Annotated in this window: 17 protein-coding genes; 8 read left to right on the top strand and 9 right to left on the bottom strand. The window is 42.4% G+C overall.

All coding sequences use genetic code 11. The annotated features are described in order from the left end of the window. Positions 1 to 7: 7 nt before the first annotated feature. The 4 genes from E2P86_RS01735 to rhaT form a co-directional block, all read right to left on the bottom strand. Positions 8 to 1,363: an FGGY-family carbohydrate kinase gene (locus E2P86_RS01735; RefSeq protein ID WP_134430344.1), complete on the bottom strand. Its 1,356-nt coding sequence runs from the start codon at positions 1,361 to 1,363 to the stop codon at positions 8 to 10. 12 nt (positions 1,364 to 1,375) lie between these two features. Beyond that, complete coding sequence (locus E2P86_RS01730; RefSeq protein WP_085472435.1) at positions 1,376 to 2,650, bottom strand: TIM barrel protein; 1,275 nt, start codon at positions 2,648 to 2,650, stop codon at positions 1,376 to 1,378. Between the two features lie 99 nt (positions 2,651 to 2,749). Beyond that, on the bottom strand, positions 2,750 to 4,864 hold the full coding sequence (locus E2P86_RS01725) for a bifunctional aldolase/short-chain dehydrogenase (RefSeq protein WP_085472436.1): 2,115 nt from the start codon (positions 4,862 to 4,864) through the stop codon (positions 2,750 to 2,752). Positions 4,865 to 4,878: 14 nt separating this feature from the next. Next, complete coding sequence (gene rhaT / locus E2P86_RS01720; RefSeq protein ID WP_085472437.1) at positions 4,879 to 5,952, bottom strand: L-rhamnose/proton symporter RhaT; 1,074 nt, start codon at positions 5,950 to 5,952, stop codon at positions 4,879 to 4,881. Positions 5,953 to 6,313: 361 nt separating this feature from the next. Here rhaT and E2P86_RS01715 point away from each other — a divergent pair, with 361 nt between their 5' ends. From E2P86_RS01715 to E2P86_RS01695, 5 genes are all read left to right on the top strand, one after another. Further along, positions 6,314 to 8,143 (top strand): alpha-L-fucosidase, encoded by a 1,830-nt coding sequence (locus E2P86_RS01715; RefSeq protein WP_134430341.1) that lies wholly within the window; start codon positions 6,314 to 6,316, stop codon positions 8,141 to 8,143. A 260-nt stretch (positions 8,144 to 8,403) separates the two neighbouring features. After that, the gene (locus tag E2P86_RS01710) at positions 8,404 to 9,318 is read left to right on the top strand and encodes an AraC family transcriptional regulator (RefSeq protein ID WP_085472439.1); all 915 of its coding nucleotides are present in this window, start codon (positions 8,404 to 8,406) and stop codon (positions 9,316 to 9,318) included. Positions 9,319 to 9,625: 307 nt separating this feature from the next. Beyond that, entirely contained in the window at positions 9,626 to 11,878 is a 2,253-nt protein-coding gene (locus E2P86_RS01705; RefSeq protein WP_134430338.1) for a glycosyl hydrolase family 95 catalytic domain-containing protein, read from the top strand. 157 nt (positions 11,879 to 12,035) lie between these two features. Further along, positions 12,036 to 13,574, top strand: coding sequence for a sulfatase family protein (locus E2P86_RS01700; RefSeq protein WP_134430335.1), 1,539 nt, complete (start codon positions 12,036 to 12,038; stop codon positions 13,572 to 13,574). A gap of 75 nt (positions 13,575 to 13,649) precedes the next feature. After that, positions 13,650 to 14,150, top strand: a complete 501-nt coding sequence (locus tag E2P86_RS01695) for a hypothetical protein (protein ID WP_134430333.1) — start codon at positions 13,650 to 13,652, stop codon at positions 14,148 to 14,150. Between the two features lie 90 nt (positions 14,151 to 14,240). Here the strand turns inward: E2P86_RS01695 and E2P86_RS01690 are convergent, their stop codons facing one another. Together E2P86_RS01690 and E2P86_RS01685 are read right to left on the bottom strand one after the other, a co-directional pair. After that, positions 14,241 to 15,140, bottom strand: coding sequence for an alkaline phosphatase family protein (locus E2P86_RS01690; RefSeq protein WP_134430330.1), 900 nt, complete (start codon positions 15,138 to 15,140; stop codon positions 14,241 to 14,243). Between the two features lie 157 nt (positions 15,141 to 15,297). After that, positions 15,298 to 15,879 (bottom strand): helix-turn-helix domain-containing protein, encoded by a 582-nt coding sequence (locus E2P86_RS01685; protein WP_134430327.1) that lies wholly within the window; start codon positions 15,877 to 15,879, stop codon positions 15,298 to 15,300. A 184-nt stretch (positions 15,880 to 16,063) separates the two neighbouring features. On the opposite strand from E2P86_RS01685, the gene E2P86_RS01680 reads away from it, so the two are divergent. Genes E2P86_RS01680 through E2P86_RS01670 form a run of 3 tightly spaced genes read left to right on the top strand, consistent with a single transcriptional unit; the run spans position 16,064 to position 19,133 of the window. Beyond that, entirely contained in the window at positions 16,064 to 17,149 is a 1,086-nt protein-coding gene (locus tag E2P86_RS01680; RefSeq protein ID WP_134430325.1) for a zinc-binding dehydrogenase, read from the top strand. A gap of 6 nt (positions 17,150 to 17,155) precedes the next feature. Further along, a complete protein-coding gene (locus E2P86_RS01675) occupies positions 17,156 to 18,406 on the top strand; it encodes an MFS transporter (protein WP_240775554.1) in 1,251 nt (416 codons plus the stop codon). Beyond that, positions 18,399 to 19,133, top strand: a complete 735-nt coding sequence (locus E2P86_RS01670; RefSeq protein ID WP_134430322.1) for an HAD family hydrolase — start codon at positions 18,399 to 18,401, stop codon at positions 19,131 to 19,133. Before E2P86_RS01675 ends, E2P86_RS01670 begins: the two co-directional genes overlap by 8 nt. Before the next feature lie 186 nt (positions 19,134 to 19,319). Here the strand turns inward: E2P86_RS01670 and E2P86_RS01665 are convergent, their stop codons facing one another. Genes E2P86_RS01665 through E2P86_RS01655 form a run of 3 tightly spaced genes read right to left on the bottom strand, consistent with a single transcriptional unit; the run spans position 19,320 to position 23,126 of the window. Next, positions 19,320 to 20,750, bottom strand: coding sequence for a c-type cytochrome domain-containing protein (locus tag E2P86_RS01665; RefSeq protein WP_134430319.1), 1,431 nt, complete (start codon positions 20,748 to 20,750; stop codon positions 19,320 to 19,322). Next, on the bottom strand, positions 20,750 to 21,628 hold the full coding sequence (locus E2P86_RS01660; RefSeq protein ID WP_134430316.1) for a sugar phosphate isomerase/epimerase family protein: 879 nt from the start codon (positions 21,626 to 21,628) through the stop codon (positions 20,750 to 20,752). The genes E2P86_RS01665 and E2P86_RS01660 overlap by 1 nt, the downstream gene beginning before the upstream one ends. A 10-nt stretch (positions 21,629 to 21,638) precedes the next feature. Beyond that, a complete protein-coding gene (locus tag E2P86_RS01655; protein ID WP_240775553.1) occupies positions 21,639 to 23,126 on the bottom strand; it encodes a DUF1501 domain-containing protein in 1,488 nt (495 codons plus the stop codon). Positions 23,127 to 23,129: the final 3 nt, after the last annotated feature.

The raw sequence follows: 23,129 nt of genomic DNA, 5'->3' as shown, positions 1-23,129 counted from the left end.
GTATGCATCAGTGTCGAAAAAAGCGTAACTCAATAATATTATTTGGTATTGACAGACTATTCCAATGTTCATGGATAACCAACGCAGCACCGATCGCAGTAGCTTGTGCCATAGACGCAGCATAGACTTCAACATCGCTAAATGCAGCGGCCAATAGATTCATATAAATATTGTTTTTGCTAAAACCTCCATCTACAAAAATGCGGGTCACTTTCGTATGTAAGGAACGTACTAAAGCAGTAGATGCAACCTGTGCCTCCACCAAATGCATCACCAAAGCATGGTAAGCTTCTTCCACATCTTGATACCGCTCCAGATCAATTGTTGAGAATCCCGATAAATCTGCGGAAATAGGCTCTCTTTTGAGTTCATTTACGATGTCCCAATTAATTTCCATATTCCGAAAACGTGCCGAGGTCGTACCAAAATGATCCGCGATACGTTTGGTTTGCTGCTCATGTTCATAGCCCGCAAACAAACGGGAAGCCTTTACTGGAGTACCCGAATAGGTCATATAAAACAACGTGTCCTTATCAAGCTCTTCTTTCGTTAGTTCTTCGGCATTAAAAGGATTCATCGAGATACACCAAGTACCCGTAGAGATCAAGATAAAAGGTTCATGAAAATTCAACAGATATGGAATAAGGGCCGATGAGCTATCATGTAGCCCCGCTCCAACACGGTATGGGCTTCCGGGGAAGGCTGCATCAAACACCTCATTCCCTTGAACAATAGGAGCCAGTACATGATTCAGCCCCTCTTGTGTAACCCACTGATGATATCCTTTTTTGGTAAAATCCCACAACGCGGTATGGCAACCAATACTTGTCATATCCGAAAAAATCTTTCCAGAAACCAAGAAGCTCAAATATTGTGGAAGATGTACCGCGTACTTCACTTGACGAAAAACAACGGGTTGCTCTACTTTTAGACGTAATAACTGTAGCCCCGAATTCAAGCTTCCCAACGCCGGAGAAGCTGTCGCTAATGAAAAAGTATCCTCTCCACCTTGGTTTTCATACAATTGATTCTGAATTTCTTCCGGATATTCTTTAAGATAATTATACAAAGGAGTTAATGGTCTTCCATTCTCATCAAGGTACACGAAACTGGCACCATAGGAGGTAAAGTTTATCGCCTTAATATCAAATTCATCCCGACGAAAAACTTCATGGAGAGAATCAAAAACAGATAACCGAAGGCTTTCCAAATTTTCACAAGGAAAGCCGTCCTCATCTGTTGTTTCTAAAAACCTAGCCGATCGTTCAAATACAATCTGATAGTGCTCATCAAACAAGAACAATTTCTTGTTTGTCTTCCCCACATCAAAAATTGCAATGACCGGTATACGAACTTTACTCATATATAACAATCCCTATAATCCCGTTGCAACGGAATTCATACCACGTTCCGCAATCAATTTCTTTCTAACATCCAGTGCGCGGAACAAGCCAATGGGATCCAATGCAGCGCCACTTCGCAAACGTGATTCCGCCACGATAGCACGCACATCAGTTCGGTACGCTTGCTGAAGAATCTCTTGCGCACGCACAACATCATTCTGCTGTTGTGCCTCTTTTAGTGCTGTCCGATCCACCAATAAGGCTTGTGCATAGGCAATTTTTATGGCTTCAACAGACTGTAACAAATCGGCCAAAGGATCTTTAAGATTATGCGACGCATCAATCATCCAGCCTAATCCAGTTGCATGATCAATCCCTCGAACATCCATCCCATCAACTAACTCATTAAAAATAAGGAACAACTGATACGGACGAATAGCCCCTGCTGTAAGATCATCATCCGCATACTTGCTGTCATTAAAATGGAAGCCCGCCAATTTACCCTCCATCAGCAAGAGCGATACAATCTGTTCGATATTTGCATTGGGTAAATGATGGCCTAAATCGACTAAGGTATATGCTTTATCACCTAATTTGTTGGCTAAAAGCAAGGATTGCCCCCAATCAGCGATAGTTGTTGAATAAAAGTTTGGTTCAAATGCTTTATACTCTACAAATAATTTCCAATCCGCTGGCAAGTGCGCGTATATCTCTTTTAAGCTCTCTAATGTGTTCTGAAAAGCTTCTCTAAAATTCAATTGTCCCGGAAAAGAAGAACCATCAGCAAGCCATACCGTTAATGCCTTTGAGCCAAGCGCGATCCCATGTTTTATGACTTCGATGTTATGCGCAACAGCCTGTTTCCGCACATTGGGATCTACGTGCTGTAAGGAGCCAAATTTATAGCTATAAGCTTGCCCCGCTTGATCTTGAAACGTATTGGAATTCATGGCATCAAACTTCAATCCATAAGAAGTAGCCAACGCTTTTATTTCTTCTGCATTTTGAGGAATATCCCAGGGGATATGTAAGGAGATGGCACCGCTGGACTGATTCAATGCATGCAATAACCCCACATCTTCGATTTTTTGCTCCAAGCTTCCGGGCTCACCCTGACCGGAAAAGCGACCAAATCGCGTTCCTCCTGTACCAAGTGCCCAGCTAGGAATAGCAATCTGAAAACGTTGTAACTTTTCCAGGATATCGTCGATATTATCCACATCGGAAGAAACAAAATCAAAAGCGCGTTGATGACGTTCTTGTAGTCCCTGATTATGTTGATCTATAATTGATTTTTCTATTTTCATCTTTTCACATAAATAAGGTTAGGTAGATAGCGTTTTATCAGACACCCGTAAATATAAAAACTATACTTTATGATATTCGATAAAACGCCATGTAAAATATTAACGTACAAATGCCATGGCGACACCACCATCAACATTAAGCACATTACCTGTTGATTTGTGCAAATCCCCACCAACAAAGGCAAAACAAGCATTTGCGATGTCCTCCGGTAGTATTATTTCATTAAGCAATGTGCGTTTCGCATAATAGGCAGGTAGCTCCTCTACTGTGATACCATATGCTTTGGCGCGACCTTCCGCCCAACCGCCGGCCCAAATATTACTATCTGAAATTACCGCATCCGGATTCACCACATTTACACGGATTTTGGCCGCACCGAGCTCCGCAGCATTTAGACGACTTAGGTGCAGCTGCGCGGCCTTAGCACTGCCGTATCCTGCATTATTTGGTCCACTCACCAACGCATTCTTGCTCACAATGTTAACAATATCACCACCGATTGCTTGAGCTTTTAAAACTTTTGTCGAAGCTTGCGTCACCAAAAACTGACCTTTGGCCAAAACATCGTACAACAAATCCCAATCTTTCTGGGTATGATCTTCAATGGTTTTAGAGATTGAAAGCCCAGCATTATTAACCACAATATCTACGCCTCCAAATGCCAAAGCCGCCGCCGTAAACGCTCCTTCGATCTGCTCCTGATTCGTTACATCCAATGTTGCAGTTGTAACTGCATCCTGTCCAAATAGGCTAACAAATTCTGCTTTAGCATCCGCTAATCGATCTTCGTTAAGATCATTGAGTACCACCACAGCCCCCTCACTAGCAAAACGTTTCGCAATCGCCTTGCCAATACCTCCAGCACTCCCGGTTACCAATGCGACCTTACCCGATAGCGCTTTCGGTTTAGGCATTCGCTGTAGTTTTGCCTCTTCTAGCAACCAATATTCAATATTGAACGCTTCCTGACGTGGCAATGCTGTATATGTACTAACAGCCTCGGCTCCTTTCATCACATTAATAGCATTGATGTAGAATTCTGCCGCCACACGAGCCGTTTGTTTGTCTTTCGCGAAAGCAAACATCCCTACGCCAGGGAACAAAATAATAACTGGATTCCGATCTCGGATAGCGGGACTATTCGGGTGTTTACAGCTTTCATAATACGCGGTATACATCGCTCGATAGTCTTCAAACAATGGGTTCAACCGTTCTTTTATCGCTTCCACATCGGAAAGATCCTCACCTTTTTCCAGCGTTAGTACTAAGGGTTGGATTTTAGTCCGTAAAAAATGATCCGGACAACTTGTTCCAAGCGGTGCTAAACGTTCTAAATCATTGGAATTAATAAACTCCAATACGCGTTCATCATCGGTAAAATGACCTATCATATGTCGCTCACTGGAACAGAACCCACGCAAGATTGGCGCTAATTTAGCCGCTTGGCTCAACCGCTCCTCAGCGGATAAGCTCGTTTCTTTCGGACCACCGAAAACTGGACGTGTCTTTCCATAATTTTTCTCTAGGTAGGAAGCGCACGCTTCAATCACTTCTAGGGAATTAACATAGCATTCATATGCCGTATCTCCCCAAGTGAATAAACCATGAGAGCCCAGCATAATACCTCGTATCCCGGGGTTCTCTTCCAAACAGGACCGAAGTTGTAGCCCAAGATCAAAACCTGGTTTCTGCCAATCTACCCATCCTATTGTACCATGAAATAATTCCTGGGTTATCTTCTTCCCATCTTTAGCGGCCGCAATAGCGATAGCTGCGTCCGGATGTAAATGATCGATATGTTTAAAGGGTAAAAAGCCATGCAATGGCGTGTCTATCGATGGAGCCTTAGAACTCAAGTCAAAGATACAATGGTTAAAAAGTTCTACCATTTCATCTTCATGGTCCATGCCGCGGTACACTTTCTCCAAGCTACGTAACCGCTCGACATACAATGCCGCTAAGCCCGACTTCTTTAGTGTGCCAATATCACCACCTGACCCTTTAATCCACATCACCTCTACAGACTCGCCTGTCAAAGGGTCTTTATCATTCGTCTTGCAGGATGTATTTCCTCCACCATAATTGGTAATGCGTAAATCGGACCCCAATAAATTGGATCTATATAAAAGTAAAGCTACCTCATCACCTTCGAGCGACTTTGCCTTGTCCTCATCCCAGAGGTATTCAACATGTTTAAATGTATCTAATTGCATATATCTATGTGTTATTACTCTAATGTTTTTGCTAATCCTACGATACAAATCGACAGGATAATCGTTACAATACCCCATACAATAGCACGAGAAGTGGGCCTACTAACTCCTTTCCATTCCTTCAGGATAATCCCCCAAGCGTTGGATATCAAAATAATGAACGCCATGTGTAGAATCCATGAACTGGCACCATTGCCTAGTCGACTTTCACCCATGCCGTAGAAGAAAAATTGGAGATACCACGTTGTTCCTGCCAGCGCACTAAAGAGTAAATTCTTACCGTTTGGCGCCGACGGTTTGCCATAGTCAGCGTATGTTTTGTTCTTAATAAGAAGATAGGTACACCATATAAAATTGGTCGTAAAACCACCCCATAGTATAACCACGTAGGTGACGTTGTTTTGGTAAAGAAACTCTCCCTGTCCCGGATTCAGACTCTTCCATAATTGGTTCGCAACATCGGCCATCGGTTTTCCGGATTCAATACCAAAATTGAAACAAGCACTCAACATCCCTGACACAATCGCTACAACGATACCTACGCCAAAATTGTACTCTGTTTCCGCTTTTCCAGACAGCTTACTCAAACCTTTTTCTTTGAGCATCCCGGCTTTACCACAGAGATACACCCCCAAGAGACAGACCAAGAGACCAACCATCACACAAAGGCCTGATGTCGTGGAGAAAAAATAATCGATACCATGCTTTCCGGGGGATGGGTTCACAAAGTAATAGAAAGCCGGCATGAGCGCACCCAATACCATACTCAAACCCAACATAATGCTGCTACCCAAAGAAACACCAAGGTAACGGACACCCAAGCCGTAGGTCAATCCGCCAATCCCCCATAGCAGACCAAACAGGAAGGTATACCCGACAACGGACACATCCGTATCCCGAATGATGTCCATGAAGTTAGGAATGGTAATATAAGCGGCTAAGGGAGGAACAAGGATCCAAGAAAATAATCCGCCCAGAATCCACATGGACTCCCAGGACCATCCTTTAACTTTTTTATAAGGAACATAAAAACTTCCAGAGGCAAACCCTCCAATGAAATGAAACAAAACGCCCGCTAATGCATTCATAAAAAATAAACTAGGTTTAATACGATGTGAAATCGAAATGAAAATTAGAATTTATAAGCCAAATAACTGTTATGTACTGTCATGTAGATATCGTCACGAAATACATAAAAAAACTACTTATTTTTCATAAAATATGGAAGGCCTTATACCGAACAGCTCTATATCTATTTAAAACTTAAACAATCGATTGCTTTTAGGCTTATCTTTTGTCAATAAATATAATCTCCTATCTTGTAAATATTTAGAACAGTCTCCATCCTCGTTTTCAAATAGAAACACTATTTAATCGAAAGGCAGACCGTTGTCTAAACCTAATTAATCATGGCTACTTGCTTCACTATTAAAACCGAGATCTTAAAACATGAACCTATTAAAAAAAATTACGCTAGCCACCATCTTTACAGGACTCTCCTTTTGTGCCAATAGCCAAGAGACTTCGGTACCATACGAAGGTGTCCCAGGGTGGGAATCGACCAAGAAAGAACGGTTGGAATGGTTTCGCGAAGCTCGTTTCGGGATGTTCATTCACTGGGGGCTATACAGTGCGGCGGGAGGAAGCTGGGATGGCAAACAATATCCACAACACTATGCAGAGTGGATACAAGCCTGGGCGAAAGTAGAGAGCAAACCATATGCACAGGTATTAAAGCCTAAGTTTACAGCTTCAAAATTTGATGCCAACGCTTGGGCATCACTTGCTGAAAGAGCGGGAATGAAATATGTAATTATTACCTCGAGACATCATGAGGGTTTTTCAATTTTCAATAGTCAGCAGCCCTATTCCGTGCACAATGATGTAACGGGCGGAACAAATATATCACCAGCAGGAAGTGATCTGTATGGAGAGGTCGTCAACGCCTTTAGAACAAAGGGACTGAAAGCGGGCGCATATTATTCCTTATTGGATTGGCAGCACCCTGACTCGTATGAAGGTCTCTCGTACCTAAACCCAAACCCTACCGGATACAAACCGGACCACGAAGCATACAAAAAATACCTTTATGGACAAATCAAGGAATTAGCAAACAACTATGGTGGATTAGATGTCCTATGGTTGGATTTCAGTAGTAAAAAACATCAGGGTGAGAGCTGGGGTACTAAACAGATTCTTACCGATCTTATAACATGGCAGCCCCAAATCATCGTAAACAATAGATTTTGGGATGGCCTGGAGAATAAAAATGGTGATATTGGTACACCCGAAAAATATATTCCACCAACGGGTCTACCCGGTATGGATTGGGAGGTTAGCCATACCATGAACGAAAGTTATGGCTATAGCGCGCATGATCAAAACTGGAAATCGTTTGACAAAATGATGCGTCTATTTATTGAAACAGTTAGCAAAGGTGGTAATTTCTTGCTCAATGTTGGTCCAGATGCAGAAGGAGCAATTCCGCCACAGGCGACTAAATTACTAACTGAGATTGGACATTGGATGGATGTTAACCATGATGCCATATATGGCAGCGAAGCAAGTCCATTTCCAGCTTTAGACTGGGGATATTGCACCCAAAAAGCGGGTAAACTATACTTCCATGTGTTTGATATCCCAGCGAATGGAAAGATTGAAATACCGCTAAAAAGTCCGATCATGAAGGCTCACCCCCTCGCGAGCAAGAAAATACTCCAAGTAACAAACGGTAAAGCGGGGAAAACAATACAATTGCCAAAGGATCTGCATAATATCAAGATGCCTATGGTCATTGTGGCCGAAATAGAAGGAACGCCTATAATACTCGAAAGCCAAGTACAAACACAAAAAGATGGACGTATTATTCTAACCGCCAACAATGCCAAATTAGTCGGCACAAACGGGATCAAGTTGATCGGCGCACATACACACGATCCAAATCGTCCAAATGCAATTGGCGCTTGGTCACAAACTTCGGATCATGTATATTGGGATATTAAGGTACAACGTCCAGGCCAATATAAGGTTGTTGTGAATTATCTTCCCCATCAGGAGAAATCCGGGACTATCACCATCCAATTCGGCAATAATACGGTCCCTTACAAATTGGAAAAAGATAAAAATGGAAAATTCATAGATCTTGAAATCGGTCAAGTAGAAATTTCGCAGCAAGCGATAGGAGAAACAGCTGTACGCCTCACATTAAACGCTCAGACTATCGAAGGGGGAGCTCTGCCTGAAATAAGCTCTATCAGTCTTGTTCCAATACAAAAATAAATAGAGAGACCTGCCTTACTGTGTCCATCATCAAGGCAGGTCTCTCTATTTCAACGGATCAAAATATACGGGTAACAGCGACATCTCCAAAACCCGCACTTTCTCCAGCACAAAATTCCTAATAACGTTTTTTTTCAGCCCAACGAAATTTAACAGCACGCAATCGATTGACCAAAAACACGCCACCCCTTTGTACATACAAAGACTTGCGCTATATTAGCTTCATTATAACCAAAATATAAAAAAATAAACCAATTTTGATGAAACCGATATTTGCGAAAGTTCTCGAAGGATTGGAGAACAATGTATTTGAGACACGAAAAATAAATCGTCCCTATTTCTCTACAGAGTTTCATTTCCACAAGGAATGTCAAATCACATATATTGTAGAAAGCGAGGGGCGTCGCATCATTGGTGATAATCTAGACACTTTTGAAAGCGATGAATTAACCTTTATAGGCTCCAATTTACCTCACGTATGGCATAACGATCGTCGTGACGCCTCCCCCTTGCATAACGCTTCATCATTATCCTTATTTTTTGACCCGGAAAGGCTTCTTCACATCTGTCAATCATTATTCAATACCAAAAGTATGGAAGAATTCATTGCCTTATCAAAACAAGGGTTACTGTTTTATGGACAAACAAAACAGCAGCTAAAAACGCTGTTACAGGAAATGGTCGATGCGAATGATTTTCAGAAGACAATTTACTTGTTCCGTCTAATTGAAATACTGATCAATACCAAAGAGTACAAATTACTGTCCAGTTCGAGCTATGTGAATACGTATGTCAGCAAAGACAACGATGTGATTGATCGAATCTTCAGACATGTGTTCAATAACTATCAAAATGAAATCACCCTAGATGAGGTAGCACAAATTGCCAACCTTACAAAAACTGCTTTCTGTCGTTACTTTCGCTCTCGCACGCAAAAAACATTTATACAGTTCGTCAACGAGGTTCGGGTGAGTCAAGCGTGCAAGTTGATTGCAAGCAACCAAGAGCAAATAACCAATATCGCTTATGCATGCGGTTTTAATTCCATATCGAACTTCAATAAAATATTTAAATCCATCAAAGGGGAAACACCCTCGGAATATAAAAACAAACTATACACCGGCATCAATTTAAACATTCCTTCGATATCCCAGTTCAACTCTATTGCTTACTAATAGGTTCACGACCGTTAGAAATCATGCTTTATCGGACAATAGGAATACGCAAGTATCGCCGATTACAGGTACTCCATCTAAAAAAGCGTTCGATACGCCCCCTATCGTTCCATTCCTGTATCCGAAAACGGAAGCTGACATAGACGGGCATCAGTCTCGTTACCATGGGGTTTCATTCGCACCCGCAACGCAATCAATAAACAAACGAAACCAAAACCTTGATAATTTAGTAGCAGAAATTGGAAAAATTGTTGTAGTCAACAGATTCTATATAAGGTATATTGTCTCACTTTTACAAAATCTAATCATGAAATCTATCTTTCTGTCTTTCGTATTGTCTATAATAGGTCTTTCTCTTTTCGCACAGAAATCAAAAACCTATAACCTTTCCTTTAAGGATCTTGCTAAGCAATGGGACGAAGCAATCCCACTAGGCAACGGCATGATAGGCGCCCTTATCTGGGATAAAGAAAACACCATTCGTTTATCATTGGATAGAGCCGACTTATGGGACGAACGGAAAGCTTTTCCTATAGAGGAGCATACTTTTGAATGGGTGACCGAACAAGTAAAAAACAAAACCTATGCTGCAGCTCAAAAATGGGGAGACAGTCCATATGACACCTACCCTTACCCAACTAAGCTTCCGGCCGCAGCATTGACATTCAACTTACCTTCCCTAGGCAAAGTTATTTCTAATACCCTAGATATACACACCGCAACACATACTTTAACCTTTGATAACGGCACCATCTTCACCAACTTTGTGCATGCAACACAGCCCATTGGTTACTTTGAGATCGAAGGCCCCACAGCCACCTTAGCCACTCCAACTTTGGTACCCCATACGTATCAAGCTGCAAACGATGATGGTAAAGCGGTAAGCGTGGTAAGTGGACAGAGCCTTACACGCCTAGGTTATAAAGGGGGACAAATAGAACGTTCCGCCAATCAGCAACGCATTCACCAAACAACCTATGATGGTCGATACTTTGAAGTGCTCCTGGAATGGCGCATGATATCACCGACTAAAATAATTGGACTATGGACCATCGCTAACAACAATAAGGCAGACCTCTCCCAAGAAATAAAACAGATCAGTGCCCCTACGTTGCGCCGCACGCATGAGAACTGGTGGGCAAACTATTGGTCAAAATCCGGCATCCAAATTCCAGATGAGCTCTTGGAACGTCAATATTATCTCGAACTTTACAAGTTGGGCTCTTCCGCACGAAACGGTGCTCCCGCTATTACACTACAAGCCGTTTGGACAGCTGATAATGGCGGACTCCCTCCTTGGAAAGGAGATTTCCATAACGACTTGAATACACAACTGAGCTACTGGCCAGCGTACACTGCCAATAGACTTGAAGAAGCCAAAACCTATACGGACTGGCTTTGGAAAGTACGCCCAGCGAACTTGGAATACACCCAACAGTATTTTGGTGTAAGCGGCCTAAATATTCCCGGCGTATTAACGCTCAATGGCTACCCAATGGGCGGCTGGATACAATATTCGCTTTCCCCTACGGTAAGTGCATGGACGGCACAGCACTTCTACTGGCAGTGGAAATACAGCATGGATTCCGAATTCTTAAAAAAACAAGCTTATCCCTATATCATCGAATCTGCCACCTTCCTGAAGAATATTACATTCCTTAAAAATGGGAAACGCTATCTCCCGTTGAGCAGCAGTCCTGAATACAATGATAACAGTATCAACGCCTGGTTTCCGGACTGGACTAATTTTGATTTAGGTTTAGCACATTTTCTTTTTTCTGCAGCAGCCGAAATCAATGAAGCAGTTGGCCAACAGGAAGAAGCAAAAAAGTGGTTAATTACAAAAGCCGAGTTACCGCCATATGCACTTAACCAGACAGGTATGCTCGTGGCCGTTGATAAACCAATGGAACACTCGCACCGCCATATGTCTCCCTATATGGCTATATATCCACTTGCTCAACTGGATATAAACAAAATAGAAGACAAAACGATAATAGAACAGTCACTTACTCACCTCGAAAAGCTCGGAACACGCGCTTGGGTTGGCTACTCTTTTTCGTGGATTGCCTGCCTACATGCTCGTGCTAAACAGAGCCAACAGGCTGTCGCCAACTTACAGAAATTTGCTAGCAACTTTTGTTCGGTTAACTCCTTTCACCTAAATGGGGATCAAAAAGGTGGAGAATATTCTGGTTTTACCTACCGTCCATTTACCTTAGAAGGAAATTTCGCCTTTGCACAAGGTGTACACGAATTACTGATCCAGAGTAAACCAGGATACGTAGAAATCTTTCCCGCAATCCCGTCACAATGGGAAAATGTTGCGTTTGAAAACCTACGGACAGAGGGCGGCTTTCTGGTAAGCGCTGCTCGCATAAAAGGTCAACGAACCCACATTGAAGTGCTTGCCACAGCGCCAGGAACCTTCACCCTGATGTATCCCGGAAAACTTCAAGCTAAACAAGGAAAGAAAATAAGTCTCCACAAAAATGGGCTATTATATATCCAACTTAAAAAGGGGGAAAAAATAGTCTTAGAGGAGGAGCTCAAGGTTTAATTCTAAATGCGTATCGCTACACATTGATATAAACAGACACGTAAAGATTGACTTTAAACCGGTGCAATCGTTTGGCTAAAAATAGCTAAGATGGAAAGATAATCCAAAGAGACACATCTAAATACGTAACTTAGAACACCCTAATACATCTAATATTATGACCCAGAACAGCATATTTCAACGTCGACTTTTCCCTATCTGGATACTTGTATTTTTCAATATATCGATCGGCTCTGCACAGCAGAAAACGAATACCCCAAATGTTATAATTATCTACGCAGATGACCTTGGTTACGGTGATGTAAGCAGTTATGGTGCAAAGAAAATACAAACTCCAAACCTAGATCGGCTAGCTAAATCCGGTACGCGCTTTACAAATGCCCATAGCACCTCTGCCACTTGTACCCCATCTCGGTTTGCACTCATGACGGGGCGCTACCCATGGCGGCAGCAAGGCACCGGTGTACTCCCGGGCGATGCTAAACTGATTGTTCCAACAGACAAACCAACATTACCAAAAATCTTTAAACAAGCCGGTTATCGAACAGCAGTTGTTGGCAAGTGGCACCTAGGTCTGGGAACACAAGTAGAAAAAAACTGGAACGAACCCATCAAACCTGGGCCTAATGATGTCGGTTTTGATTACTCTTTTATCTTTCCTGCGACGGCCGATCGCGTACCAACCGTATTTATGGAAAACCACCGTGTAGTAGGGCTAGATCCTAATGACCCGATACAGGTTAACTACCAGAAACAAGTGGGCAACGACCCTACGGGCAAAGAACATCCGGAGCTCCTTAAAATGCAGTCTTCCCCCGGTCAAGGGCATAACAATACCATTGTAAACGGTATCGGACGCATCGGTTATATGACGGGAGGAACTAAAGCGCGATGGGTTGACGAAGAAGTATCCACCACATTCTTGTCCGTAGCACAACAGTTTATTGAGGATAATAAAACACAACCATTTTTCTTGTTTTTTGCCTTAACAGAACCACATGTACCGCGTATGCCAGCAACATTCTTTAAAGGGAAGAGCGACTTAGGTTATCGCGGTGATGCCATTCTTCAATTAGATTGGACGGTCGGAAAAATCATGGATCAATTGGAGTTATTAGGTATTGCAGACAAAAGCATAATCATTTTTTCTAGTGATAATGGGCCGGTTATTGATGACGGTTACCAAGATGAGGCCGTCGCCCGCGGCGAAGGACATCGTGCAGCAGGCCCCCTTCGAGGTGGGAAATATAGTATATTCGAAGGCGGCACACGCGTCCCTTTTATTGTCAGCGGACCTGGTGTTAACAGGAATCATGTATCGGACGCCTTAGTTTGTCAGATAGACTTATTAGCATCTATGTCTCAATTACTTGGACAATCTGTACCGAAAGAAGCGATCGATAGTAAACCAATCGTTCCAGCACTTCTAGGGAAGCATGAAAAAGGTCGTGATTATTTAATAGAACATGCGGGCACATTAGCCGTTGTTAAAGACCACTGGAAGTATATTGCCCCCAGCAATGGTCGCGCTTACGATGCATCTACAGACACGGAGTTGGGCAACAACCAACAACCACAGCTTTACAATCTCAAAGAAGATATCGGAGAAAAGGTAAATCTAGCGGATAAACATCCTAAAATAGTAAAGGAATTACAGGATCTATTAGAACAGGAGAAAAGCAAAGTGACACCTTAAGCCTAGATTTTAAAATATGATTTAAAATTGGACGAAATTTTGCTGAACTGATTAAAATACTTTAAATACAGTAAAATGAACAGATTAAAAACACTAGCCTCAATGGGCCTTTTGTTGGCGGGGTTGATCAGCTGCAACCAACAATCTGGGAAAGAAACGACTTCCACAACAAGTACCTCCGACCTGGCAGACAGTAGTATGTCACAATCTGTCGAACCTACACAAGCTGTTAATGGAAATTATGTAAGCGAAGGCTACCAGAACAGAAGCAAAGGATATGATTGGGTAGGGATTTCTGTGGAGACGACAACAGATAGTACGATTTCCGTTTATGTTCACTCAAGAACCGATGTAAAAAAACCGACATGTACACTGGATCCCACACCGGCTAAACGTGTAAAAGCAAATGTTTATCAAGCATTACTACAGGAAAAACCGGTACTATTCACTTTCAGTGATACATCCGTTACGATATCCCCTTTGAACCAGCAAGATGAGGGAATATTACATTATTATTGTTCCGGAGGAGCAACGTTAGCGGGCTCATACCATAAAACCTCAGATCAAATAAAGTAAGCGTACCATAAAAAAAGAAGCGACCACCTACACAAACAAGGGCGGTCGCTTTTTTTACGGTAACAATGGTCTACAGATCTTGTCGCTTTTCTATTTAAAGACAGATAATGGTACCTGACCGGTCCATGCTAAGGGTTGTTTTACGCCTAGCAGGTATAAAATTGTCGATGCCGTGTTGACCGTATTATTGGGTTGCTCGATTTTAAAACCTTTTTTGATTCCTGGTCCGGTAATACCCCAGGGAACGATCATTTCATCCACCGTAACCCCACCGTGACCAAACTCAATTCCTCCATGGTCTGACAAGAACATAAAATGCGTATCTTCATATAGGTTTTCTTTTTTTAATTTATCTAAAAACAGACCGATTTGTATGTCAGCTTCTTCAATAGATTTAATATATTCTGGGGACATCCATTTATGTTTATGCCCCGCATGATCGGTATGCACAGAATAAAGAAATACCAATGTTGGGTCTTTTTTGTTCTTTACAATAAAGTCAAATGCTTTCGTATAATTTTGAATATAGGCGTCGTCGTCTAAATAGCTTACCTCATCAAAATTTTTCTTATTATGGGGATAGAATAGGTTTATCCAGTTATAATAAAAAGCCGTTTTAATCCGAGGCACCTCTTTTTTAACAACAGTAAACACCGATGGATAATACCCTTGCTCATCTTTAACAACAGATGGAAGCTTAATCTTGTCGATCTGCCATCCATTATCAACAATGCCATGTTGCTCTGGTCCACTACCTGTAAGATGACTCGTCCAATTGGGAAGCGTCACGGACGGCATCACAACTCTAGTGCTCATGGAAAGCGACCCTTCAGCCATTAACCGATCCAAGTTAGGGGTATGTGCCTTTTCAAAACCTGCGACAGAAATACCGTCCAGCGAAATCATAACGATTCGTTTACCTTTAGGTGGCGCACCAAAAACAAAAAATGCAGCGCATAAAAAGGTGATAGATGTAATTAGTTTTTTCATTAATGCTTTTACAATTAGGTTACGCACATTACCGTGCGCAGTACCAAAAGTATAAACATATTTTTAATATAAGTAAACTTAAGTGTTAATTTTGCATTAACTATAGAGCTAAATCTTATGATTCGTTAATTTTTGTTTACAAATTTTAAACAACGACTTATTTACGGTTTTGCTCGAAGAAATACACGATCAGCATTAATGCATTCGTGCGGCCGATATTTCGGGGGGTGTGCGAGAGACGGCCATCAAAGAAAATAGAGTCTCCTTCTTCCAAAGTCACCGTCTTACCATGGAAGATATATTCGACAGTGCCTTTAACAATATATTTATATTCAAATGCCTCCGTTTCTACCATAGGTCGAACCGCATCAGGAACTAGTTCTAATAAAACAATATCCAACATGGAGCTGTCCATCGATGTCGTTAGAATACGATTGTAGTGAAAGCCTACCGCTTGCTCCTTTTCAAAAGGTTCATAATCTGTCTTCTTCCGTACGACAATAGGACCTGCCTCCTCTCCCGATTTAAAATCTTTGAAAAAATCATTTAAATCTACATGCAACGAGCTAATAATATTTACCAAAACCAGTAGTGAGGGAACAGTTCGATTGTTTTCAATTTGGGAAATCAATCCTTTACTAACACCAGCCCTATCAGCCAATTCCTGAATAGTAATACCCTTTTCCTTACGGATCTCCTTAATTTTTGAACTGATCTTAAATATTGTATTATCTTCCATACCTATTTCAAACTTAGATAAATTTCTTTTAAATGTCCGAAAGATAACCAAATTATTAAGTCTCCTTATATTAACTTTACGATAACATCAGGTTTAAAATTTAACAAAAACTTAATCTCAATAAAATATAGCATAAATAAACATTGTTTAGTATTGCATAACTTTTATATCTTTACTAGACAGAATGGAAACAACAGGAACATATTACGTATTCGACCGGGCAAATACCCCGCTTAGAAAACAAATAACGACTTTACCTTCGCTAGCAGATAGTGAAATTTTGGTGCGTATCTCATATGCTGCTTTATGTGGTAGTGATCTCCACACGTACTGTGGTTTGCGTCAAGAGCCCTGTCCTACCATTCTTGGACACGAAATCGTTGGTACAATTGCGACTATATCACCAACACATCCCGGTAAAGATGCACGTGGTGTTCCGCTTAAGGTTGGCGACTTAATTACCTGGACCGTATTTTCTAGCGACCCAAACAGTAAAGAATACCAGACCGAAACACCACAAAAAAACAGTAACATCTATAAATATGGGCATCGGCAAATTACAGAGACTGATAATTTCCACGGAGGTTTGGCGACTCATATTATACTTCGGAAGTATACCTATATCCGGATCCTTCCATCAGATTTCCCACAAGCTATTGCAGCGACAATAAACTGTGCCATAGCCACTTCCGCAGGAGCCATTCGACTAGCGGGATCGCTCTCCGGAAAAACAGTCCATGTGGCAGGTATAGGATTGTTAGGCTTAACGACGATAGCCATGTGCAAGGAGCTCGGAGCTGATGTTATTATCGCCTCTGATATTGACGAGAATCGTCTTACGCTGGCCAAAGAATTTGGTGCTACACATACCGTCAACAATAAACTATCCGATCCATCCCCCTTATTCAGCGAGCATCCCGTAGATCGATTCATTGATATGAGCGGTTCGCCGCAGGCTATGGAAAATGGTGTGGATAGCTTGACCTTATACGGCCGAGCAGTATTTGTCGGCGCTGTTTTCAAACAGCCAAAAATCGGCATTAGCGCAGAGCAGGTGATTCGAAAGATGTTGACCATCCAAGGACTTCATAACTATAACTATGCAGACTTTGATTTCGCTGTAGACTTTATTTTAGCACATGTAAAAAAGTATCCTTTTGCCTCCCTTATTGAGCAGGATTTTCCACTCGATGAAGCAAATGAAGCCTTTCACTTTGCGTTGCAGAAGAAACCTATTCGCACGGGCATATACATCCCAAAAGCACAGTAAACAAACATGGAAACCAATAAATTATTTCGAAAAGATCAATGGACGATGCTTTTCGCCACCATGTTTTGTTATTTATTCTTTTATACAGGCCGTCACAATTTCGGATGGGCGGCAAAGGGAATGTCGGCTGAACTGGGCATAAACTTTGAACAAATCGGTTGGATTAGCTTCTCCATGTTACTTGGTTATGCATTAGGACAGCTTATCAATGGAAACCTGGCAGACCGACTACAGCCTAAAATGATGATATTAACGGGTGGCACTCTATCGATTTGCTGCAATCTAGCGATAAGTTTTTCATCATCATACGAGTCTATTCTTGTTCTTTGGACTTTAAATGGCTATTTCCAGTCAATGGCCTGGGGAGCAGGCAGTAAATTGATTGCAAACTGGTGGGGGCCCGCTGAGCGGGGGCGAGCGTTTGGTTTTTACACCATGGCCGCAGGAAGCTCCTCGGTATTAACGTTCTTAATGGCTTTGCTCCTTGTACAGCAAGATCAAAGCTGGCGCACCCTATTTAGATATCCTATACTTTTTTTACTTGCGGCCTTGGTTGTCTTTCTCCTTATTGCATACAGTCACCCACGTCTAAAAGGTTACGACCTAAAAACACATAGAAGCGCAAAAGATCAAGAAGAGAAAATTGGATGGAAAGATGCATACAAAAGAGTCTTTCAAACAAAAAGTTTTATGATCGCCTCACTCGCGATCGGCTTCCAAAGTATGGCTCGATATGGGCTCATTTTCTGGGTCCCAATCCATTTTCTTGGCAGCAACTACAAAGAGTCTAATGGAAATCTGTGGCTTACTTTATTGATTCCCATTGGCATGGCATTCGGAGCTGTTTCATTCGGTTACATTTCGGATATTCTATTTCGTAAAAATAGAAGTAAATCGATTCGTGCGGGGATGCTAATCAGTTGCGGTTTAGCGTTCCTCATCTATCTCACCCCGATCCACAACCATGTGCTTATCGGAACCCTCATGTTTGCCTCAGGTTTCTTTGTCTATGGGCCCCAAGCTAACTTCTGGACCTTTAGCCCCGATCTATTAGGCACTCAACTCGTAGGGACCGGAACTGGCGTTATGAACATGTTTGCCTATGTCTTCGCGGCAATAGGAGAGCCACTTTTTGGAAAACTTATTGACCACACCGGGAACACCAACAACATTTTTCTGCTGGTTGCGGTCATCTGTTTGACCTGTGCTATTATCATTTCATTTGTAAAACATAAAGAATCTATACATCATGAGTAAAATTAAATTAGCCGTCTTTGATATGGCCGGAACCACCGTACGTGATGAACGTGAAGTTGAAAAGTGTTTCTTTGAAGCTATTCAAGCGACAAACCTATCCATCTCAACAGAAAAGATAAACAGTATGATGGGGTGGTCTAAAATACTCGTTTTTGAGACCATTTGGAGAGAAGAATTAGGTGAAGATCACCCCGAATATTCCGCTAAGGTGAAAGCCTCTTACGATTTTTTTTGTAACACGTTAGAAGCACACTACAATACCCATGGCGCACAACCGTATGACGGTGTTCTGGACGTTTTCGAATTTTGCCGTAGCCAAGGCATTAAAATCGCGCTAACCACTGGATTCTACCGTAAGGTAACCGACATTATCCTAGCAAAACTCGGATGGGATAAAGGTTTGGATGGAACGTATATGAGCCTTATCAATACACCGGAAAATATCATCAACTGTTCCATCGCTAGTTCAGACGTTAAAAATGGACGACCTGCTCCAGAAATGATTCAATTAGCCATGGCAAAATGTCTGATTGACGACCCTAAAAGCGTCATTAACTTAGGAGATACACCATCAGACCTACAATCTGCAGCAAGTGCAGGCGTATTGTACTCCGTAGGTTCTTTATATGGTACACATACCGAAGCCGAACTGGCGTCATACAAATTCGATCAGCTAATCAATCAACCTAAAGAAATGATCGAAATAATTCGTCGTTTAAACGACTAATTAAAACGTATAAGAAGGTATCTAAAAACGCTTCTTTTTGCGATCCTCCGGAACCGCTCCAGATAAGGTCGGCGGTCGAAGGATAAGTAACACTTTTGGCAATAAATTGTGTGTTTCGACGAGCCTGCCTACCGCAGGCATGCTCAACATAACAATTTATTGCCTTTTTGGATACCTTCCTAACGTTTAGTATTGAATTGTATCTGAAACTAGAAAAGGGAGTTGATATTTCCCGGAATCGACATAAGCTTCCACATGACTCTTTCGCAACCCTTCAATTCCCACAGGTGTTATCTTTGTTTGGTATGCATATACTTTTTTAAGACTTTTAATCTCCGCCAAATAATCTAACCCGGCGTCACTAATATTTGTCGCGAATAGATTTATATACGCGAGTGAAGGACTACTTTTCAGTTGTTTTAGGCCTTCATCCGATATCTTGGTATGTTCCAAGTGTAATTTTCGGAGATACGGCATTTTTGTCATACTCGCTAAATCTTGATCTTTAATTGCCGTTTTACCCAACTTCAACTGTACGATATGTTCTTTTATATGCAACAAATCAGTCATATCTTTCGCAGAAAACTCGGGATAATTTATAGCATTAATTACCACATAATTGCTATTTGCAGCTACAGGCAACACCTTTATGCCTCTTGCTTGAAGACTTTTCACTAGATCTTCAGGTAACGTCGGAGCTTCGGGTAGCTCGGCATACTCCATCGTAAGTTCAGCTGCTTTACCTTTTTCCAGGTTAGCCAAGACTTGTTTCATTTCCGCTGGCTGTTGCATGGTACTTACCTTTCCAGAGAAACTTGCTCCTTGCGCTATCCACCAGCCAATGAGTTTAATCTGATCACCCGATATTGGCGTTCTCCCTTTGGGGGGCATCCGTCCTTCATGCCCCTCTGGCAGCACTAATCGCGCATACAGTTCGCTCTCCGTCATCTTACCCGCCAGCAGCACCTTGCCTCCATCGCCCCCCGTAAGAATAGCCCCCTTCGAATGCAGTGCCAAACCTCCTTCTTTCTTACGTTCCCCATGACAGCTTTGACACCGTTGCTTCAAGATCGGGGCAACGATAGCTTCATACACCAAAGCTTCTTGAACGTTTTCAATGGGTGCCAGTTCCACGTCTGCAACTTTATACCCTAAAAAATCCTTTACCGCCGTAGGCAAAGCATCCGTAAAATAACCAGCTCCATGTGTTAACGTCCCTCCAAAATGTCCTGTCACTCCTACGAGCAGCATCAACACGCTAAACACGGCAAATCGATATCGCTTAACCCGACCTTCGGTTGCAGCGACACGATAAAGCCTATATAAGAATATGGAAATCACCGCAACGGCTATTCCAAGCCATTGATGAAAGCCCAATATCTTCACATCATAACCACCACGTAACGATAGTAAATATCCCGTGATCGCGGCTACGAACGCGGCGATACTCCCTAAGAGTAAAACAAACGGAATGGCCGGTTGTATAGATTGATACTTTTCCTGTCGGCCAAAAAGAGCCATACAAAAAGCAACCACTAACATACCTATCGGCAAATGCACAAATATCGGATGGGATCGCCCGATAAACTCCCTTAGTTCCTCCAAAAACAGCTCCATTAGTTATATCGTGCTCTCAAAATTTTTAACATCGCTACATTAATATTCCACTGACTGGCGACAGGTTGCTGGGTATAGGGTAAAGTAGGCAGATAACCCGCTGGCCCGAACTCCGTAGTTATCGTCAACACCTTTTGTCCCTTTTCTCTATGAATGCGGACCACTTCATCCCACCATGCAAGGTGCTGCTCCAGCGTACTCTTCCATTCTGGTGCCATAGGATCGTTAACCTGCGGTCCCTGCGGATGACCAACACGGGCATGAATATGCCCTGTTCGCTGTAGTGCCTGCTCCACCGTCTCTTTCTGATCCGAAAGTAAGGACTCATGAACATTACACCAATGCGAAATATCCAATGCAAGACGCAGCTTCGGAAGTTGATCTAAGAATGTTTTTGTAACATGTGCGGCAAAGCTAAACCGCCCACGATGCGTCTCGTGGTAAACAGGCAAATCATATTTTTCACTCAGTTTTGTTGCTTCATCAATTAGCTTTTTGTTCTCTTCAAAGGTGTAATAGTCTTTCCCTGTATGACAGTTAACATAATCGGGCTTCATAGCTAACGCCGTCTCTAAGTTTTTGGAAAAACTAACGAGATATTCACTGTAGGTTCGACCTCCACCCCCACTCAACAAACCTAAGGATAAGTCATGTTTTTTTAGTGCCGCTTTCATGTCACGGAGTTCAGACTCCGAACCGGGCAACCAGGTTTCAATGCCATCAAATCCGGCATCTTTTACCTTCGCACAAAAGCTATCCCACGGCTCTGCCATTCCCCAGTTGGTGCAATAGATTTTGACTTTCAATCGGTCTTGATTCTGCGCACTACTTGTCATGCACAAGAACAACATCAAGAGTATAATAAAGGAATATTTCATTGATTATTTTTTAAACAACAGCACTAATTAAATTTCCTTCCACGTCGGTTAAACGGAACGGACGCCCTTGAAAATCATAGGTAAACTTCTCATGATCAAAACCAAGCAAATGAAGCATGGTAGCATGTACATCATGCACCGAGGCTCTTCCTGACACGCCAGTAAAACCAATCTCATCCGTTTCACCATACGTAATCCCGGGCTTTACCCCTCCTCCTGCCATCCAAATGGTGTACGCATCGGTATGGTGATCGCGACCTAGAAACGGCATATCACTATTATCGCGATTCTCTTGCATCGGTGTACGTCCAAACTCACCGCCCCAGACCACAAGTGTTTCCTCCAAAAGGCCCCGCTGTTTGAGATCCATAAGTAACGCCGTCATGGGACGATCGATTTCACGACACTTATTCCGAAAACCCAGATCAATCGATGTGGAAGAATCGGTACCATGACTATCCCACCCCCAATCAAAAAGTTGAACGAAACGAACACCTTGCTCAACAAGTTTACGTGCCAACAAACAGTTATTTGCAAAAGATTCTTGTCCTGGTTGTGTACCATACAGCTCATGGATATATTCGGGTTCACTGCTTATATCCATCACTTCCGGTACTGCAACCTGCATCTTATATGCCATTTCATACTGCGCGATACGCGATAAGGTTTCCGGATCTTTATAGGTATTATACTCCTCTTTATTAACTTCATTGATCGCATCGATTGCCTGCTTCTTTAAATCTCTTCCCATACCCTCCGGATCGGCAATATATAATACAGGATCGCCTTTAGATCGACATTGCACACCTTGATAAACGGATGGTAAAAAGCCGGATCCCCAAACACTTTTTCCCGCATCAGGTGTTTTTCCGCCCGAAGTGAGGACGACAAAACCGGGCAAATTGCTATTCTCTGATCCAAGACCATAAGTAACCCACGAACCAATGCTTGGCCGACCTAAACGTGCGCTCCCCGTATGCATAAAAAGTTGCGCTGGCCCGTGATTAAACTGGTCCGTATGGATTGCTTTTAAAAAGCTTACATCATCGGCAACCTGACTGAAATGTGGCAAGTGATCCGAAATCCAAGCCCCACTTTGCCCATATTGCTTAAAAGTTGCTTGCGGACCTAACATCTTAGGTACACCCCGAATAAATGCAAATGTCTTTCCCGCAAGCAAGGATTCCGGACAGGGCTGATTATGTAATTTATGCAGCGTCGGTTTATAATCAAACAGCTCCAGTTGTGAAGGTGCTCCTGCCATATGCAGATAAATCACGCTCTTCGCTTTTCCGGGGAAGTGGGGTGCCCGTGGGATCAACGGATTGAGTGCATTCAGATCAAAAGCATCTCCACCTCCCATAGTATTTCCACCGCAACTGGCCAAAAAGCTTCCTAAGGCGATACTCCCGATACCCGCTACACAATCTTTTAGGAAATGGCGGCGCGTAACCGCTTGTAACTGCTGCTGCTCAAGCTCCTTAAACAACTTATCCATGTT

Origin of the sequence: Sphingobacterium psychroaquaticum (assembly GCF_004421025.1) — a bacterium.
In the GTDB taxonomy this organism is placed as follows: Bacteria; Bacteroidota; Bacteroidia; order Sphingobacteriales; family Sphingobacteriaceae; genus Sphingobacterium; species Sphingobacterium psychroaquaticum.
The sequence above is the reverse complement of the archived record's forward strand: the minus strand, read 5'-3'. Positions and strand labels throughout refer to the sequence as shown.

What these genes read in the sequence shown, in the direction of transcription:
- E2P86_RS01705 (WP_134430338.1), top strand. Translation starts at nt 9,626, where the DNA reads ATGAAATCTATCTTTCTGTCTTTCGTATTGTCTATAATAGGTCTTTCT.
- E2P86_RS01680 (WP_134430325.1), top strand. Translation starts at nt 16,064, where the DNA reads ATGGAAACAACAGGAACATATTACGTATTCGACCGGGCAAATACCCCG.
- E2P86_RS01665 (WP_134430319.1), bottom strand. Translation starts at nt 20,750, where the DNA reads ATGGAGCTGTTTTTGGAGGAACTAAGGGAGTTTATCGGGCGATCCCAT.
- E2P86_RS01710 (WP_085472439.1), top strand. Translation starts at nt 8,404, where the DNA reads ATGAAACCGATATTTGCGAAAGTTCTCGAAGGATTGGAGAACAATGTA.
- E2P86_RS01660 (WP_134430316.1), bottom strand. Translation starts at nt 21,628, where the DNA reads ATGAAATATTCCTTTATTATACTCTTGATGTTGTTCTTGTGCATGACA.
- E2P86_RS01730 (WP_085472435.1), bottom strand. Translation starts at nt 2,650, where the DNA reads ATGAAAATAGAAAAATCAATTATAGATCAACATAATCAGGGACTACAA.
- E2P86_RS01725 (WP_085472436.1), bottom strand. Translation starts at nt 4,864, where the DNA reads ATGCAATTAGATACATTTAAACATGTTGAATACCTCTGGGATGAGGAC.
- rhaT (WP_085472437.1), bottom strand. Translation starts at nt 5,952, where the DNA reads ATGAATGCATTAGCGGGCGTTTTGTTTCATTTCATTGGAGGGTTTGCC.
- E2P86_RS01735 (WP_134430344.1), bottom strand. Translation starts at nt 1,363, where the DNA reads ATGAGTAAAGTTCGTATACCGGTCATTGCAATTTTTGATGTGGGGAAG.
- E2P86_RS01695 (WP_134430333.1), top strand. Translation starts at nt 13,650, where the DNA reads ATGAACAGATTAAAAACACTAGCCTCAATGGGCCTTTTGTTGGCGGGG.
- E2P86_RS01690 (WP_134430330.1), bottom strand. Translation starts at nt 15,140, where the DNA reads ATGAAAAAACTAATTACATCTATCACCTTTTTATGCGCTGCATTTTTT.
- E2P86_RS01685 (WP_134430327.1), bottom strand. Translation starts at nt 15,879, where the DNA reads ATGGAAGATAATACAATATTTAAGATCAGTTCAAAAATTAAGGAGATC.
- E2P86_RS01715 (WP_134430341.1), top strand. Translation starts at nt 6,314, where the DNA reads ATGAACCTATTAAAAAAAATTACGCTAGCCACCATCTTTACAGGACTC.
- E2P86_RS01670 (WP_134430322.1), top strand. Translation starts at nt 18,399, where the DNA reads ATGAGTAAAATTAAATTAGCCGTCTTTGATATGGCCGGAACCACCGTA.
- E2P86_RS01655 (WP_240775553.1), bottom strand. Translation starts at nt 23,126, where the DNA reads ATGGATAAGTTGTTTAAGGAGCTTGAGCAGCAGCAGTTACAAGCGGTT.
- E2P86_RS01700 (WP_134430335.1), top strand. Translation starts at nt 12,036, where the DNA reads ATGACCCAGAACAGCATATTTCAACGTCGACTTTTCCCTATCTGGATA.
- E2P86_RS01675 (WP_240775554.1), top strand. Translation starts at nt 17,156, where the DNA reads ATGGAAACCAATAAATTATTTCGAAAAGATCAATGGACGATGCTTTTC.